This window comes from Ectorhizobium quercum (genome assembly GCF_026552795.1).
In the GTDB taxonomy this organism is placed as follows: Bacteria; Pseudomonadota; Alphaproteobacteria; order Rhizobiales; family Rhizobiaceae; genus Ectorhizobium; species Ectorhizobium quercum.
Genome location: NZ_JANFPI010000003.1, coordinates 363,690 through 379,994, shown reverse-complemented (window position 1 = coordinate 379,994; position 16,305 = coordinate 363,690). Strand labels below are relative to the sequence as shown.

The 16,305-nt window shown below is 64.8% G+C and carries 13 protein-coding genes; 1 reads left to right on the top strand and 12 read right to left on the bottom strand.

The annotated features are described in order from the left end of the window. Position 1: 1 nt before the first annotated feature. The 7 genes from NOF55_RS10300 to NOF55_RS10270 all read right to left on the bottom strand — a co-directional run bounded on the left by NOF55_RS10300 (position 2) and on the right by NOF55_RS10270 (position 9,805). The gene (locus tag NOF55_RS10300) at positions 2–955 is read right to left on the bottom strand and encodes a DUF1403 family protein (RefSeq protein WP_306411289.1); all 954 of its coding nucleotides are present in this window, start codon (positions 953–955) and stop codon (positions 2–4) included. 149 nt (positions 956–1,104) lie between these two features. Further along, entirely contained in the window at positions 1,105–2,337 is a 1,233-nt protein-coding gene (locus NOF55_RS10295) for an FAD-dependent oxidoreductase (protein WP_306411288.1), read from the bottom strand. A gap of 232 nt (positions 2,338–2,569) precedes the next feature. After that, positions 2,570–3,943, bottom strand: coding sequence for a sensor histidine kinase (locus NOF55_RS10290; protein WP_306411287.1), 1,374 nt, complete (start codon positions 3,941–3,943; stop codon positions 2,570–2,572). Further along, positions 3,940–4,674: a response regulator gene (locus NOF55_RS10285; protein WP_306411286.1), complete on the bottom strand. Its 735-nt coding sequence runs from the start codon at positions 4,672–4,674 to the stop codon at positions 3,940–3,942. The genes NOF55_RS10290 and NOF55_RS10285 overlap by 4 nt, the downstream gene beginning before the upstream one ends. Positions 4,675–4,993: 319 nt before the next feature. Continuing rightward, entirely contained in the window at positions 4,994–5,350 is a 357-nt protein-coding gene (locus tag NOF55_RS10280; RefSeq protein ID WP_306411285.1) for a hypothetical protein, read from the bottom strand. A gap of 135 nt (positions 5,351–5,485) precedes the next feature. Then, complete coding sequence (locus tag NOF55_RS10275; RefSeq protein WP_306411284.1) at positions 5,486–8,626, bottom strand: multidrug efflux RND transporter permease subunit; 3,141 nt, start codon at positions 8,624–8,626, stop codon at positions 5,486–5,488. Between the two features lie 6 nt (positions 8,627–8,632). Continuing rightward, positions 8,633–9,805 carry an efflux RND transporter periplasmic adaptor subunit gene (locus NOF55_RS10270; RefSeq protein WP_306411283.1) on the bottom strand — a complete coding sequence of 391 codons (1,173 nt, stop codon included), beginning with the start codon at positions 9,803–9,805 and terminating at the stop codon, positions 8,633–8,635. 313 nt (positions 9,806–10,118) lie between these two features. Here NOF55_RS10270 and NOF55_RS10265 point away from each other — a divergent pair, with 313 nt between their 5' ends. Then, positions 10,119–10,736 carry an outer membrane protein gene (locus NOF55_RS10265; protein WP_306411282.1) on the top strand — a complete coding sequence of 206 codons (618 nt, stop codon included), beginning with the start codon at positions 10,119–10,121 and terminating at the stop codon, positions 10,734–10,736. Between the two features lie 147 nt (positions 10,737–10,883). On the opposite strand, the gene NOF55_RS10260 is transcribed toward NOF55_RS10265, so the two are convergent. From NOF55_RS10260 to NOF55_RS10240, 5 genes are all read right to left on the bottom strand, one after another. Beyond that, complete coding sequence (locus NOF55_RS10260; protein WP_306411281.1) at positions 10,884–11,777, bottom strand: MetQ/NlpA family ABC transporter substrate-binding protein; 894 nt, start codon at positions 11,775–11,777, stop codon at positions 10,884–10,886. A 57-nt stretch (positions 11,778–11,834) separates the two neighbouring features. Next, the gene (locus NOF55_RS10255) at positions 11,835–12,503 is read right to left on the bottom strand and encodes a methionine ABC transporter permease (protein WP_306411280.1); all 669 of its coding nucleotides are present in this window, start codon (positions 12,501–12,503) and stop codon (positions 11,835–11,837) included. Beyond that, positions 12,503–13,510: a methionine ABC transporter ATP-binding protein gene (locus NOF55_RS10250; protein WP_306411279.1), complete on the bottom strand. Its 1,008-nt coding sequence runs from the start codon at positions 13,508–13,510 to the stop codon at positions 12,503–12,505. Before NOF55_RS10250 ends, NOF55_RS10255 begins: the two co-directional genes overlap by 1 nt. A 55-nt stretch (positions 13,511–13,565) precedes the next feature. Continuing rightward, on the bottom strand, positions 13,566–14,906 hold the full coding sequence (locus tag NOF55_RS10245) for an LLM class flavin-dependent oxidoreductase (RefSeq protein ID WP_306411278.1): 1,341 nt from the start codon (positions 14,904–14,906) through the stop codon (positions 13,566–13,568). A gap of 205 nt (positions 14,907–15,111) precedes the next feature. Further along, entirely contained in the window at positions 15,112–16,263 is a 1,152-nt protein-coding gene (locus NOF55_RS10240; protein ID WP_306411277.1) for an acyl-CoA dehydrogenase family protein, read from the bottom strand. Between the last annotated feature and the right edge of the window lie 42 nt (positions 16,264–16,305).

Genomic DNA, 16,305 nt, shown 5'->3' with positions numbered 1-16,305 from the left:
GTCACAATCCGTAGATTCGGAAACTGGAACGGCCAGAAAGTTCCCGGACCGCGCCGAACGTTTCCAGCCGCTCGAAAAGCCGGCTGCTCGCCCAGCGCGACAGGCCCGTGCCGGAAGCCGATGCCGAAACCGCGTCCTCGTCCAGAATCCGGCCGATGACGGCCCCGGCGCCTTTCGTGCGAACCTTCGGTGCGACGGCGAGAAGCTGATCGGCGCGGCGGGCGATGTCGCCGGCCGAGCGCAGCGCCGCATCGGCGCCTTCGACCAGAGCGAGGCAGACGGCGCGCCCGAAAGCGGGCTCTCCCGGACGCACGCGGCCCCTGCCCCCGATCGTCCTGAAAGCGGAGCCATAGCGCTCAGCCATCAGCAACGGCACGGGGCGCTCCCATTTCAGCTTTGCGGCAACAAGCCGGTCGGCAAGCGCCCAGGCAAGCGGCTCGGCATCCGGCCGCTCGGCGCAGATCGCCGAGACCAGATCGGCGGCGGCGAAGGGAACGGCGCGGCCCGACTGCACGGCGTCGTCGAGATGATCGACGGCCCGCGCGAGATGATCGTCCCAGCGCAGCGCCAGCCGCTCGGCGATCCGGGCGAGGAATGACGAGGTGATCGAACCTTTTCTGCCGGCCAACATTAAGAAGGCCGAGAATACGTTGCCGGCCGGACCGGGATCGTCGCCCGGCGCGGTCAGCAGAACGGCATCGCGCAACGCACTCTCATCCTCTTTGCGGCCCATCGACCGCACGGCGACGACGGCGCATTTCAACGCCTGACGCGAACGCCAGCAGCCGGACCAGACGGGTTCGGACCGTACCAGATCGTCGAGCGATTTCAAGGCGATGCCTGCGGCGAAGGCGGCGTCGAGTTCGCCCGGCTCACGCCCGCGCGGCAGAGTCCAGCCGGGAAGGCGATGCGAGAGCGCGGTGTTTGCAGAAAGCGAATCCATACGGGCGAGCATATATCGTCCGCGCGGTTCTGGCCATTGGCCTCACCCCAAACCGCACAGCCCTGCGCTCATGCAAAACAAGCAATAACGACCTGCCGCCAGTTGGACATGCGAAGGCAGCGCGCGTCATTCGCACAGCCCGGTCCCGGCGCGTGCTGCACTCATCCGGCAGTCACCTTGTCCTTCAGGACGGCCACCCGTTCCGGCCTGATGCCCGAGCCGACGAGCCGGCCGGCAAGATGGGCGAGGAGCGGCCAGCGGGCTATGCCGCGCATGAAGGCCGGAGGGCCGGCCCGGCGTTCGGGATCGTCCTGCCGCTTGCGGCTGCTGCGCTGCATCATGAGTTGCAGCTTCTGCGTGACCTTCGTCGGGAACAAGCGACGCTTTTCGACGGCGGCCAGATGCCGATCCGCGAGCGTGCCGTTTTTCAGCGGACCGGCCAGGATATTGGCGGCGGCCACCGCATCCTGAATGGCGAGGTTCACGCCGAACCCGCCGATGGGCGACATGGCATGGGCGGCGTCACCGATGCAGATCAGGCCCGGACGCCACCAGCGCTCCAGCCGGTCGATGCGGATGCTCAGCAGATGAACGTCGTCCCATGAGCGGATTTCGTCCACCCGGCCGGCCGGCAGCGGCGATGCCGCGGCGACGGACGCCCGAAACGCCTCGATTCCGCCGGCCTTCACATCGGCGAAGCTGCCCTTGCGCACCACATAGCCGCATTGCCAGTAGTCGCCGCGGTCGACCATGACGAAGCCCTGCCGCGGCCCGCCATGCCCCATCGTATAGGGCGGATCGTCCGGCTGGTGCGATAGTTTCATCCACAGGACGTCGCTCGGCGCGCCGAAGCTTTCCACCGTGAGGCCGGCCTTTTCGCGGACGCGCGAATTTCGCCCGTCGGCGCCGACGACCAGAGCGGACCGAATCTCCAGCGTTCCCTCCGGCGTGGAGGCGAGAAGCCCGGCGATCCTGCCGTTCTCCTCCAGCAGTTCCGTCACCTCGGCCTCCATGACGAGCCGGAAATTCGGCAACCGCGCGGCCTCGCCAGCGAGAAAGTCGAGGAAATCCCATTGGGGCATGAAGGCGATGAAGCGGCATTTCGTGCCGAGGCGCGAAAAATCCGCGATGGTGATGTCCTTGCCGCCGATCTCGGCGTGAAGGCGCGGCGCCTGCGTATGCGGAAGCTCCAGAAGCCTCTCGAGCAAGCCGAGCTGGTCCATCACATCGAGCGTCGAGGGGTGGATCGTATCGCCACGAAAGTCACGCAGAAAATCGGCGTGCTTCTCGACCACGGTGACATCCACTCCGGCGCGGGCCAGCAGGAAGCCGAGCATCAGCCCGCCCGGCCCCGCTCCCGCCACCACGCATTCCGTCCGAATCGTCTCATTCATCGCCGACACGCTCATGCCACCAGCCTCTCACCTGCTCCGAACCGGACCGCCGCGCAGGCCGCCAATGCCCGCCTCCGGTCCGCTTACCGAATCCGCCGTCATTCCCGGATTGTATACTTCATAGGTAAGGTTTTCCGCCGTGAAATCGAGACCTGCGACCATCCGCCATTCACGACACGACAGATGGGCGAGGAAGTGGCATCGCCCGCGTGGCGGTCGCGAAAACGAGGCCTTATTTTGCCGACACGGCGCTCGAAAGGCGTCCGGAACCGTTGTCGTGGATCGGAGGCAGGTTGATTTCCACGACGAGGCCGGTGGGCGTGTTGTCCCGCAGGGTCAACGTTCCCCCATGTCCTTTCCTGACGATTCCCTCCGCCGTCGGAAGCCCGAGCCCGAAACCGCCGGAGGCGCCGGGGGTTCGCGCTTCATCTGCCTTGAAGAAGGGTTCCAGAACCCGCGCCTTGAGTTTATCCGTCAGACCCGGGCCGTTGTCGCTCACCCTCACGAAGACGCCGCGGTCGCCGGCATCTTCCAGTTCGATGTCGATTTTCGTCGCGTAACGGGAGGCGTTTTCGACCAGATTGGACACGGCCCGCGTCAGCGACTGGGGCTTGCACACATATTTCAGCCGCCGGGGACCGGAATAGCTCACATCGATACCGGCCTCCGAAAAATCGGTGGCGATGGTCTGAAGCAGGCTCGACAGATCGACCTTTCGCGACGGCACGTTGTGAAGGGCGTTCGTCAGGAATGCCAGGCTTTCGTTGATCATGGAATCGAGAACCGTCAGGTCCTCGAGCATCTTGCGTTGCAGTTCCGGCTGCCCCTCGCACCGCTCGACCCGCATGCGCAACCGCGTCAGCGGCGTTCTGAGATCGTGGCTGATCGAACTGAGCATCCTCGTGCGGCTTTCCGCCATCCGCAATATCCGGCTGCGCATCACATTGAGCGAGGCGGCGAGGCTTCGCACCTCGGCGGCGCCCTCGGCCACGAACGGCTCCTTGAGGCTGTCGTCCGTACTCGCCCGCTCCGCGGCGGCGGCGAAGCGCATGAGCGGCCGCGTTATCAGCCAGCTGCTGAAATAGGCCAGGAGAGCCAGCGGAATCACGAGTTTCAGAATTCCGCTGGCGACCGCGGGGAAGAACCACAGGGAGCGCGGAAAGACCGGCAGCTGGAATAGGAGGGCCCGCTCCGCATCCACCTTTACGGCAAGGGGAAGAGAGACGGCCTGTTCGTCGAACAGGTGCTCGACACTCTCGAAAAACCCGCTTTCCAGTTTACGGCGTATTCTCCCGGGAATGTCGAGGGATCCCGCCTCCGCCGCATCCTGCGCCGGTATACGGCTTGCCGGAATTTTTTCGACGGACATTCCCAATCCTGCGGCCAGGCTCAGTGCCGCCTGTTCCTCATCGGGGGAGCGGGCCTGACGGAACTGGTCGACGACCCTCTCGACCCGCCCCGCCAGCAGGCCGATTTCGATCCCCTTGTCGTGCCGTCCGTAGATGAACGGCTCCGTTATCACGGCGACGGCTGAAACGAGTACGATCAGCAGCAGCGCCAGAACGAGAATCTGCGTCCGGATAGGCGCCGTGCGGAGCCGTTTCACGGTTGCCTCTCCACCGCGGCGGCGAACAGGTAGCCGCCCAGGCGAACCGTCTTGATGAAGGCCGGATCCTTGAGATTCGGCTCGATCTTCTGCCGGATGCGGCTGACATGCGCGTCGATGCTGCGCTCGATCGGCCCTGCCGATCCGGCATGGGTCATGGACAGAAGCTGTTCGCGCGTCAGCACCTTGTTCGGATTGCAGCAGAACGCCCACAGCAGGTCGAACTCGGCGGTGGTCATGGACACCTCGTCGCCATCGGCATCGAAGAGCTGCCGGCTGTTGGGATCGATGCGCCATCCCGCGAAGGTCAGCGGCACGCAGACGTCCTCCCGCCGCTGCGAAAGCGAGGCCCGGCGCAGGATGCTCTTGATCCGCGCCAGCAGTTCGCGGGAGTTGAACGGTTTCGTGACGTAGTCGTCGGCGCCCAGTTCGAGCCCGAGAATGCGGTCGACCTCCTCCCGCCGAGCGGTAAGCATGAGAATGGGGATCGGACGCGAGGCCCGAAGCCGCATGCAGATGCTGAATCCGTCCTCGCCCGGAAGCATCGCATCGAGAACGACGAGGTCGAAGCCGCGGCGGGCAAGCAGGCGATCCATCTCGACGCCGTTCGCCGCCGAGAAGGCCTCGAAGCCGTTGCCTCTCATCAGTTCGACCAGCATGCCGGCGATATCGGCATCGTCCTCGACGATCAGGATACTCGGCAGGACGGCAAGTCCCTCTGTTATAGCCATTTCATACGCCACCGCATTGGTTGGAACGATGCCCGGCCTGTTCGCCGTCGCCGAAATTATCTCATCCGGATACGAATAAGTCACGTTGCTCCTCCCGTCACCATCGCGGCCTTGTTCGACATGGTTGAGACCCTTGCATTTACGCAGCCCCGGCGGGACGGGAACCGTCGGGCGCCATCCGGGGTAAATAACCGCAAAACCGGCAGGCGCGATGTGGAATTGTGTTCTGAAATATTGCGATATGTTGCCGGGCGCGGGCCGGAACGCAGAATAAAGAAAGGACATTGTCCGGTTCGCCGGAGCGCCCGGCAAGAACGGATCAGACCGTCAGGCGCCGCTCGGCGTTCACGATCGCAAGAATGCGCTTCACGAAGGCGGCGCCGTCGAACAGCCTCTTCGGCTGGGGCGAGGCAGCGTTCGGCGTCTCGAAGATGAAGGCTTCGACATTCACCAGCGGCAGGTCCAGCATGGCGCGCATGCGGCCGATCATGGCCGTGTATGTGACGACCAGCAGCGAACCGGCAAGCTCTCCCTCATCGGGCATCGCAGCCGGCGAGATGGCAGTCGTCGCGAATCCATATTGCGACAGGACCGACTGAATCCGCACGGCGGCCTGCGGGTTTTCCAGACAGACAAGAACCCGCCGCTCGGGCGAGGGAAAGGATGAAGACGGCATCGGATGACCTCTCGTGAGAAGGTCATGCTAGGCTTTTCCCGCGCAAAGCAATGTTCTGAATTATTGCATTTTGTTGCGGGCACATCCCGCCCGGGCCGTCGAAGCGGCAGCGGAACCAGCCGCTGCCGCAGGGCCTTACTCCGGGACCGGACGCTTTTCGCCCGGCACTTCCGGTTTCGCCTCCGGTTTCCGGCCGGCGAAACGCATGACGAAGACGAAGAAGACCGGCACGAAGAAGACGGCGAGCACCGTTGCCGAGATCATGCCGCCCATCACACCCGTGCCGATCGCCCTCTGGCTGGCCGAGCCCGCGCCGCTGGCGATGGCCAGCGGCACGACGCCCAGCGTGAAGGCGAGCGAGGTCATCAGGATCGGCCGGAAACGGAGATGGGCCGCCTCCAGCGCCGCGTCGTAGGCCGATTTTCCCTGCTCGCGCAGGTCCTTGGCGAATTCGACGATCAGGATGGCGTTCTTGGCCGACAGGCCGATGATGGTGATCAGGCCGACCTTGAAATAGACGTCGTTCGGCATGTCGCGCAGCGTCACCGCGATCAGCGAGCCGATGATGCCGAGCGGGATCACCAGAATGACCGACAGCGGAATGGACCAGCTCTCGTAAAGGGCGGCGAGGCAGAGGAAAACCAGCAGGCACGACAGGCCGAGCAGCATCGGCACCTGCGCGCCCGACTGGATTTCCTGAAGCGACTGGCCGCTCCATTCGTAGCCGAAGCCGGCCGGAAGTTCGCCGGCGATCCGCTCCACCTCGGCGATGGCGTCGCCCGAGGAAAAGCCCGGCGCGGCCTGTCCGCTGATGCGGATCGCCGGGAAGCCGTTATAGCCCACGAGCTGCGTCGGCCCCTTGGACCAGCCATAGGCGGCGAAGGCCGAGATCGGCACCATGCCGCCCTCGCCGTTGCGCACGCTCATGTTGAGGATGTCGAAGATGTTGCCGCGCTTTTCCGGCTCGGCCTGCACCGTCACCCGCTGCATGCGGCCGGAATTGGGGAAGTCGTTGACATAGGTGGAGCCGACATTCGTGGTGATCGTCCGGTTGATGTCGGCGAAGGTCACGCCGAAGGCATTGGCCTTTTCGCGGTCGATGGTCAGCACCATCTGCGGCGCGTCGGCCAGACCTTCCTCGCGCACGCCGGCGAGGATGGGGCTGGCGTTCGCGTCGGCCAGGAACTGGTCGCGGGCGGCGGCGAGCGCCTCGTAGCCCCGGTTGCCGCGATCCTGAAGCCGGAAGGAGAAGCCGGTGGTGGTGCCGAGGCCGGAGATGGCCGGCGGCGAGGTGGCGAAGGCGGAAGCATCCTTGATCGCCGTGAATGCGCCGTTGAGCTTCTGCGCGACCAGCGTCGCGGATTCTTCGACGCTGCGCTCGGCCCAGTCCTTGAGCGTCATGAACACCAGTGCCGCGTTCTCGCCAGCCCCGGAGAAGCTGAAACCGTTGATGGCGACGACGCGGGTGACGGCGGGATCGTCGAGGGCGATGTTCTCCATCGCCTCGACGGATTCCAGCGTGCGGGCGGAGGTTGCGTCCGCCGGCCCCTGCACCTGCGCGAGCAGCGTTCCCTGATCCTCGACCGGCAGGAAGTCGGTCGGTAGCCGGAGGAACATGTAGGCCGTGGCGCCGGCAACGACGAGATAGACCAGCATGACGCGGCCGCTGGCGTGTAGAAGCCGGCCGACCCATGAACTGTAGCCGTGCGAGGTCCTGTCGAATCCCCGGTTGAACCAGCCGAAAAAACCCTTCCGGGCCTGGGCGTGGCCCTTCTCCACCGGCTTCAGGAAGGTGGCGCAGAGCGCCGGTGTCAGCGACAGCGCCAGGAAGGCCGAGAACAGGATCGAGGCCACCATCGTCAGCGCGAACTGCTTGTAGATGACGCCGACCGCGCCGGGGAAGAAAGCCATCGGCACGAAGACCGAGGTCAGCACCAGCGTAATGCCGATCACCGCGCCGGTGATCTGCTTCATCGCCTTCTTCGTGGCCTCCTTGGGCGAAAGTCCCTCCTCCATCATGATGCGCTCGACATTCTCGACCACGACGATGGCGTCGTCGACGAGGATGCCGATGGCCAGCACCATGCCGAACATGGTCAGCACGTTGACGGAGAAATCCAGCACCAGCATTACCGCGCAGGCGCCGAGCAAGGCGATGGGCACGACGATGGTGGGAATGATGGTGTAGCGGATGTTCTGAAGGAACAGAAACATCACGATGAACACCAGCGCGACGGCCTCCGCCAGCGTGTAGAGCACCTGTTCGATGGACAGCGAGACGAAGGGCGTTGTGTCGTAGGGAATGGACCACTCGATGTCGTCGGGGAAGGACGGCGCGAGTTCGTCCATCCGTTCGCGGATCAGGGTCGCGGCCGACAGCGCGTTGCCGCCGGGCGCAAGCTCGATGGCCGCGCCAGCGGCGGGCTTGCCGTTGATGCGTGTCGAGGTGCTGTAGCTTTCGGCCCCGACCTCGATGCGGGCCACGTCGCGCAGCCGCACGGTGGAGCCGTCCGATTGCGCGCGCAGCACGATGGCGCCGAATTCTTCCGGCGTGGTCAGCTGGCCCTTGATGAGCAGCGATCCCGTGGTGCGCCGTTCCGGCCCCACCGGCGCGGCGCCGACACGGCCGGCCGCCACCTGCGCGTTCTGCGATCCGATGGCCGCGGTCACGTCCTCGGGAGAAAGGTTGAAGCCGAGCAGCTTGTCCGGATCGACCCAGACGCGCATGGCGCGCTCGCTGCCGAAGAGCTGGACGTTGCCGATGCCGGCGATGCGGCGCAGCTCGTTGGCGACGTTGCGGCTCATATAGTCACCGAGCGCCAGCCCGTCCGTGTCTCCGCTCTTCGAGGTCAGCGCCACGAGAAGCAGCGTGCCGCTGCTGGCCGCGGTGACGCTGATGCCCTGCTGCACGATGGCGGCGGGAAGCCTGGCCTCGACGCGGCGCACGCGGTTCTGCACCTCGACGGCGGCGTTGTCGACATCGGTGCCGGCGTCGAAGGTCACGGTGATGCCGATGGAGCCGGAGGCGTCGGAGGTCGATTCGTAGTAAAGCAGCCCCGGAATGCCGTTCAGCTCGTTCTCGATCAGCCGCGTCACGCCTTCATAGGTGTCCTCGGGCGAGGCGCCGGGATAAACGCCGGAGATCTTGATCTGCGGCGGTGCAACGTTCGGATATTGCGAAATCGGCAATGCCGTGAGCGACAGAAGCCCGGCCAGCATGATGACGATGGAGAGAACCCAGGCGAAGACCGGGCGGTCGATGAAGAAGGCTGCCATCGGATATCAGCCCTCGTCCGTTTCGCCGGCAGGCGCAGCCGGGTTCGTCCATGCTTCCGTCGCAACCTGTGCGCCGGGTGCGATGCGCTGGAAGCCCTCGACGACCACCCGGTCGCCCGCCGCAAGGCCGTCGATTACCACCCAGCGTCCATCGAGAATCCAGCCGAGCCGCACGTTGCGCACCTCGACCTTGTCGTCGGCGCCGACCACGTAAAGCTGCGCACGGCCGGCCGTGTCGCGCTGCACGGCCTGTTCCGGCACGGCGAGCGCGCCTTCCATCGAAGCCTGCTCGATCCGCCCGCGGACATAGAGGCCGGGCAGCAGATTGGCGTCGGGATTGGGGAACTCGGCGCGCAGGATGACCTGTCCGGTCGCGGCATTCACCGTGGCCTCGGAAAACAGCAGCCGGCCGTCATGCGGATAGGGCGTGCCCTCGGCCAGAATGAGCTTCAACATGGCGCTGCCGGTCTCGTCGGCCTGAAGCTTGCCCTGCGTGACGGCATTCTTCAGCGCGATCAGGCTGTCGGCGGGCTGGGTGAAGTCGGCATAGACCGGATCGATCTGCTGGATCGTCGCCATGACGTCCGATGTCGAGCTGACCAGCGCCCCCTCGGTGACGAGCGCCCGGCCGATGCGGCCGGAGATCGGTGCCCTCACCTCGGTATATTGCAGCTCCAACTCCGCCGTCCGAAGATCGGCGCGGGCGCGCTCCACATCGGCATTGGCCTGGGCCAGTTCGGCGATGGCGCTTTCATTGGTATCGCGGCTGGAAACGCCGCTTCGCAGAAGCTGCTGCTGCCGGTCGGCCCGCTGCTGCGCCAGCGATTGCCCGGCAACGGCCGAATCGAGCGTCGCTTTCGCCGAGGCAGCCTTGGCCTTGAAGGGTTCCGGATCGATCACGTAGAGCAGGTCGCCTTCCGAAACGACCGAACCCTGCTCGAAGACCCGCCGCAGGACGATGCCGGTTATGCGCGGGCGCACATCCGCCGTCAGCATGGGCGCGACGCGGCCGGGAAGCTCGGTGACGACGGGCAACGTCTCCGCCTTCGCTTCCACGACTGCGACCTTGACGGGGGGCGGGGCCGCGGCCTCAGTGTTCTTTTCCTCCGAGCATCCGGCCAGCGCGAGAAAGAGACAGGACACGAGCAGGAATCCCTGTCCCTTCGGCAAATTCGGCATCGACAAATCCTTCAAAATTCAACGCTTTCAAGCCACTCAGCCTGACGCTCCCCACCATAGATAGCGGGGCACCTTCCACTCTCAAGGCGTGTGACATCATCCCGCGGTCGAAGAAGTCTACAACAACCGGATGTTGCGGCGGCTGCTTTGTTGTTAAGAAATGTTGCGGAGCGGATTGCAGGGCGGAACGCCGCAACATAACGCAATCTTAAAGCACAGCACGCAATCGCGGTCCGGAACATAGTGCCTCGTCCCGAGGGGGCCTCGCATCCTGCAAGCCCCCCTCAATCCCGACAGATGACGAGGCATACCAATGAATCTCAAGACATTCGCTTTCGCTGCCCTCACCCTTGCCGTGGCCGTTCCCGCCGTGGCCGCGGACGTGGTTTTCGAACAGCCCGCCCCCCAACTCGAACAGCAGGCCTATGCGCCCTATGACTGGTCGGGCCTCTATATCGGCGCCCAGGGCGGATATGGCTGGAACCAGGCGACCATTCCCGGCATGGACCAGAGCCCCGACAGCGGCTCGTTCGGCGCGCATGCCGGCTATAATTTCCAGTCCGGAAGTTTCGTTTACGGCATCGAGAACGATTTCAACTACAACTTCGAAAACGGCAACGAAACGAGTCTCGAATGGGACGCTTCCGGCCGCGGCCGCGTGGGCTATGCGCTGGACAGCACGCTGTTCTTCGCGACGGCGGGCGTTGCCGCGGCAGGCGCCAAGGTCGACATCCCGGCGGCGGGCAAGAAAGACGACATCCTCATCGGCTGGACGGCGGGCGCCGGCGTCGAGCACGCCTTCACCGACAATATCCTCGTGCGCGGCGAGTATCGCTATTCCGATTTCGGGAGCAAGGACTTCGGCCCGGCGATCGGAGATTTCGAAGCCAATCAGCACAAGGTCGTCTTCGGCGCGAGCTACAAGTTCTGACGGCGACGCGGCCACAGCCGGATCGGCCGTCAGGCTGCCCCGGCCGTGACCGCGGATATGGAAAAGGGACCCGGCCGTTTCCGGTCGTGTCCCGCTCGAAAATCCCGGGGCGGGGTCAGGCGCGGCGCACGGGCCGCGTCATGCCGATTACTGCGAGATTGCCAGACGTTCCTGCGCCGGAACGATGAAGCCCTTGTAGTTTTCCTCGATATATTTCGCCACCTTCTCACCGGTCAGATAGTCCACGAGAAGCTGGATCCGCGGGTCGTTCACGAGTTCCCTGCGCGTGGTCAGCACATTGGCATAGGGGTTGTCCTGCGGGCTTTCCAGCGAGAGAGCCGAGGCCGGGTCGATGCCGTGCGTCAGCGCGATATCGCCGTTGATGAACGAGGCCTGCACGTCCGGCAGGGACTTGGCGCGCAGCCCGGTTTCCGTCGGAACGAACCGGAACTGCCTGGGATTATCGACGATCTGCTTCTCGTCGATGGAGACGGCCTCAGGCGTGCCGTCCGACTTCGGATGAGCGAGCTTCAGCAGCCCTTCGTCCTGTAGAATGAACAGGGCGCGCGGCAGGTTCGTCTGCTCGTTGGGAACGAGAATGCTGGCGCCTTCGGGAATATCCTTGGCCGACTCGTACTTCGAGGAATAGAGACCGAAGATGTTGACCAGCACGGTGGCCACGTTCACCAGACTGTCCTTGGCCTCCGGGTGCGCCGCGATCCAGGAGTCGAAATAAGGCACATGCTGGATCAGGTTGGCGTCGACGTCACCCTTGAAGACGAGCTGGTTGGAATCGAGTCCCTGACTGCTTTCGATGACTTTCAGCTTCAGGCCCGAGCCGTCTTCGTCGGCAAGCTTCTGAACATAGCGGAGAATATCGCCCTGCGGGGTCGGCGTGACATAGATGCTCAGCGGCTCGCCCGGCACGCTGGCGGCCAGCAGCGGGCCGGCAGGCGCCATCGCACCGACCGCTGTGAAGAGAGTGGCAGCAATGGCCGCGAAAACGCGCCGCCCCTTGCCGGCATGGTGTGTATTGAACATGATGTGTTTCCTTCAATGTTTCGAACAAGTCTTTGTTTTTACGATATGAAATAGAAATTACCTCTTGTGCCGTCTCAGCCGCACCCATACGTCGCCGGTGATCTGGATCGCCTGGACGATGACGACCATCGAGATCACAGACAGGAGAATCAGTTCGGTGTACCAGCGCTGATAACCGTAGGTCAGGGCGAAGTCGCCGACGCCGCCGGCCCCGATCGCACCGGCAACGGCGGTTCCCTCGACGAGGCCGACGAGTATGATCGTGACCGAGCCGATGATCCCGGACAGCGATTCCGGCAGCAGGATGCGGAAAATGAACTGCGGCGTGGTGACGCCGATCACCCTCGCCGCCTCGATCCTGCCCTGATCCAGTTCGCGCAGATTGCCCTCGATGAGCCGGGAAAAGAACGGCGTGAAGCCGACCGTCAGCGGAACCAGCGCCGCCACCGGCCCCAGAGGGGTTCCGACAATCAATCTCGTCACCGGAATGAGGATGACGATCAGGATGATGAAGGGAATGGAGCGCCCCGTATTCACGATCGTATTGACGGCGTAGTAGACGACCGGCTTCGGCGCCCAGGAGCCGGGCGCGGTCAGGTAAAGGATCAGGCCGATGGCGATGCCGAGCGTGACCACGAGGACGCCGGACGCAGCGGTCATGTAGAGCGTCTGCCCGAGCGCCACCCAGAAATCGGGAAGATAAATGGTCCAGTCGCGGTTCGGCATCAGAGCGCCTTTCCGAGCACGATGCTCTTTTCGCGCAGGATCGTGGACAGAGCCTCCCGGACGGCGGGCTCCCGGCCGCGAAGGTCGAAATCGACCTTGAAGCGCGCCGCGTCGGCGCCACCCAGCCGCTCGACCCCGCCGGAGACAACGGAGGCGGTCACGTCCAGCCGCCGTGCCGCCTCGGAGAAGAACGTGCTCTGCGCCCTGACATCGGCGAGGATCAGGTCGTAGCGTACCCAGCCGTTTTCCGGGCTGCTGCCGAAATCCGGCGCGGGCAGGAGCTGGCGTCCAAGATAGGAATCGGCATCGTGCAGCAGGTCGCGCACGCCGCCCGTCTCCACCACCCTGCCGCCCTGCATCAACGTCACGGAATCGGCTGCATAGCGCACGACCGGCCAGGCATGGGTGATGAGGACGATGGTCAGGTCGAGCTGGTCCTTCAGCTTCAAAAGCAGGTCGAGAATGACCGTCGTCGTCTCGGAATCGAGCGCGCTCGTCGGCTCGTCGCACAAGAGCACCTCGGCATCCGCGACCAGAGCCCGCGCGATGCCGACGCGCTGCTTCTGCCCGCCCGAAAGCTGGGAGGGATAGGCATTCTCCTTGCCCTGCAAACCGACGCGTTCGATGGCCTCGTGCGCTTTCTTCAAACGCACCTGTTTCGACACGCCGCGCACGGCGAGCGGAAGCGCGATGTTCTCGAGCACGGTCTTGCCGTGAAAGAGGTTGAAATGCTGGAAGATGGTCGCGACCTTGCTGAGGTAATGGCGCACCTCCGGTCCCTTGAAATCGTGCAATGGCCGGTCGCGGAACCGGATCGTCCCGCTGGTCGGCCGTTCCAGCAGATTGAGCAGGCGCAGAAGCGTGCTCTTGCCTGCACCGGACGTGCCGACGATGCCGAAAAAGGACCCCGACGGGATGGTCAGCGACACGTCGTCCAGCGCATGCAGCACTTCGCCCGACCTGCTGAAAGTCTTGGAGACGTGCTCCAAGCGGAATTCGCTACTCATTCTGAAAAGCTGCCCTGCTGAATGCTGATCGGCCCGAACCCGGCGCGCGAGACGCTCATTCGGCTGCCGTGCGCGTGGCCGTGAACCGGTTGACGGGACGGGCAAGACCGAAATGCTCGCGCAGGGTGGAACCCTCGTAGGCCTCGCGGAAAATGCCTTTTTTGCGCAGGATCGGCACGACATGGTCGACGAAGATTTCGAGACCTTCCGGCAGCACGTCCGGCATCAGGTTGAATCCGTCGGCGGCGCCGGCCTCGAACCAGTCGGCGATGTCGTCGGCGACCTGCTCAGGCGAGCCGACCACCTGCCGATGACCCGTGCCGCCGCCCAGCCGGCGCAGAAGCTGGCGCACGGTCAGCCCTTCACGCCGCGCCGTGTCGAGGCCGGCCTGCGAAAAGGTCTGCGAGCCGTTGGTGGGAATGGCGACGTCGTCCGGCAAGGGCTCATCGAGGGAAAGCCGTTCCGGCGGCAGGCCGAACGAACCGGCCAGACGGGCGACGGCGAAATCGAGCGACAGCAGGTCCCACAATTCGTCCTCGCGGCGCTTCGCCTCCGCCTCCGTGCTGCCGATGATGGTGGAAAGGCCGGGCAGGAAGATGATCTCGTCCGGGCCACGGCCGTAGCGGGCAGCGCGGGCGCGCACGTCGGCCGCAAAGGCAAGGCCCTCCTCCTTCGAGCGCGCCACCGAGAAGATCGCCTCCGCATGGGCGGCAGCGAGATTACGGCCATCGCCCGAACCACCGGCCTGGATAACAACCGGGCGTCCCTGCCGTGAAGAACCCGGCACGTTCAGCGGCCCGGCGACCTTGTAGAAGCGGCCCTCGTGATTGATCGCATGAAGGCGGGCGGGATCGAGGAACAGCTGGTTGCGCTTGTCTGCGACCAGCGCATCCTCCTCCCAGCTGTCCCAGAGCGCCTTGACCACCTCGGTGAACTCGTGCGCCCGCTCGTAGCGGCTGCCGTGCTCCAGCACGCCGTCGAGCCCGAAATTGCGTGCCGAGGACGTCTCCGCCGTCGTCACCACATTCCAGCCCGCGCGGCCGTTGCTGGCGAGATCGAGCGAGGCGATGCGCCGGGCCAGGTTGAAGGGATCGTTAAAACTGGACGAGGCGGTGGCGATCAGTCCGATATGCGTGGTGTGCGCGGCAATGGTGGCCAGAACGATGGTCGGCTCCAGCGCCTGGAAAGGGCGATGGTCCGGCGTGTCGGTGATCGTCAGCCCATCGGCGAGGAACACGGCGTCGAACGTGCCGCGTTCGGCAAGCTTGCCGATCCGCACATAGTGGTCCACCGACAGGAACGCATCCGGCACGCCGTTCGCCGATCGCCAGGCCGCGCCGTGAAATCCGGAGTTCAGGATGTTGATGTTGAGATGCAGTTTTCTCTGCGCGGCCATTGCCATTCCCGCCATTCGTTCGATGACGCCGGCGCGTTGCCGGCCCAAATTGCTTTCGGTCAATGATAGCCGTCTTCGCACAGGCGAGAATAACGCATATTTTCCATATTTTTTATATATTATATTCTTTTTGTTTCCCGCCCCCTCCTCCGCCGGACTTTCATTCCCGGCGGAAGAATCGCATGCCCGCCCCGAAGCGCCGGCTCTATTGAAGCCCGATGACCGGCGGCGGCGTGCCATCCAGCGCATAGGCGCCGACCTGGGCATATTTCCACCAGTTGGCGTCGTGCAGCGAATGCACCCGCAGGTTTCTCCAGAACCGGTCGAGGCCGAGTTCCTGCCGGGTGGAACCGGCGCCGGCGAAGGCAAAGAGATCGGTGGCGATCTGCAACGCCACATCCGCGCCGAAGGCCTTGGCGGCGGAAACGGCAATCGCCGCCACGTCGACGCGGTCGCGGTCGAGGGACTGCACGGCCTCATGCAGGCGGCCCGCGGCATCGGCCTGCAACAGTTCGGCCGCGCGCTGGCGCGCCTCCCACTGTCCGAGCGTCACCAGCAGGTGCTGATCGTCCGCCGGTTTCGAAAGACCGCATGCGAGCGCTTCCGGCGGCACCCGCGAGCGTCCCCTGACGAGCGCCTTGGCGGCTTCCAGAGCGGCGCGGCCGATGCCTATGTCGATGGCGGAATGCGTCAGTTGGAAGGTGGCGAGCAGCGGCGTGAAATGCGGCTGGCTGTCCGGCTTGCGCAGCACATGGTCCGCCGGCACACGGACGTCGGTGAAGCGGATCGACCGGCTCGCAGTGCCCTTCTGGCCGAAATGGTGCCAGTCGTCCTCGAAATGAACGCCCTCCGTGTCGCGCGGCAGGATGGCGAAGACGAACCGTCCCTCATCATCCTGCGCGGAGGCCCGGATCCAGTCGCCGTTGAAGGAACCGGTCGTATAAAGCTTGGTGCCGTTCAGGCGGTATTCCGCCCCGTCTGTCGTCAGGCGCGTGGCGGGAAGGCCCTGGTCGCGCTGCCCGGCTTCCGCCTGCGCGTTGCCGAAGGTCTCGAAGGCCAGAATCCTGTCGAAGAAGAACGCCCGCTGCCCGGGCGTGCCGAAGCTGCGCAGCGCCTCGATCGTGCCGAAATGGCTTTGCGCCGTCTGGGCCAGCGCGCCGTCGGCGGCGGCAACGATCTGGATCATCTCGGACAGTTCGGGATAGGAAAGGCCCGAGCCACCCCGCTCCTTCGGAACGGTGAGCGTCAGCAGTCCCGTTCTCGCCCAGGCATGGTATTCGGCCCGCAGCGGCCGGCCGGACGCCTCCCGTTCGACCGCATCCGGCAGTAGCGTCGCGGCGAAGTCGCGTGCCAGCATGCGGAAATTCCCGGCCGTGACAGGCGCCGGAACCGAAACGTT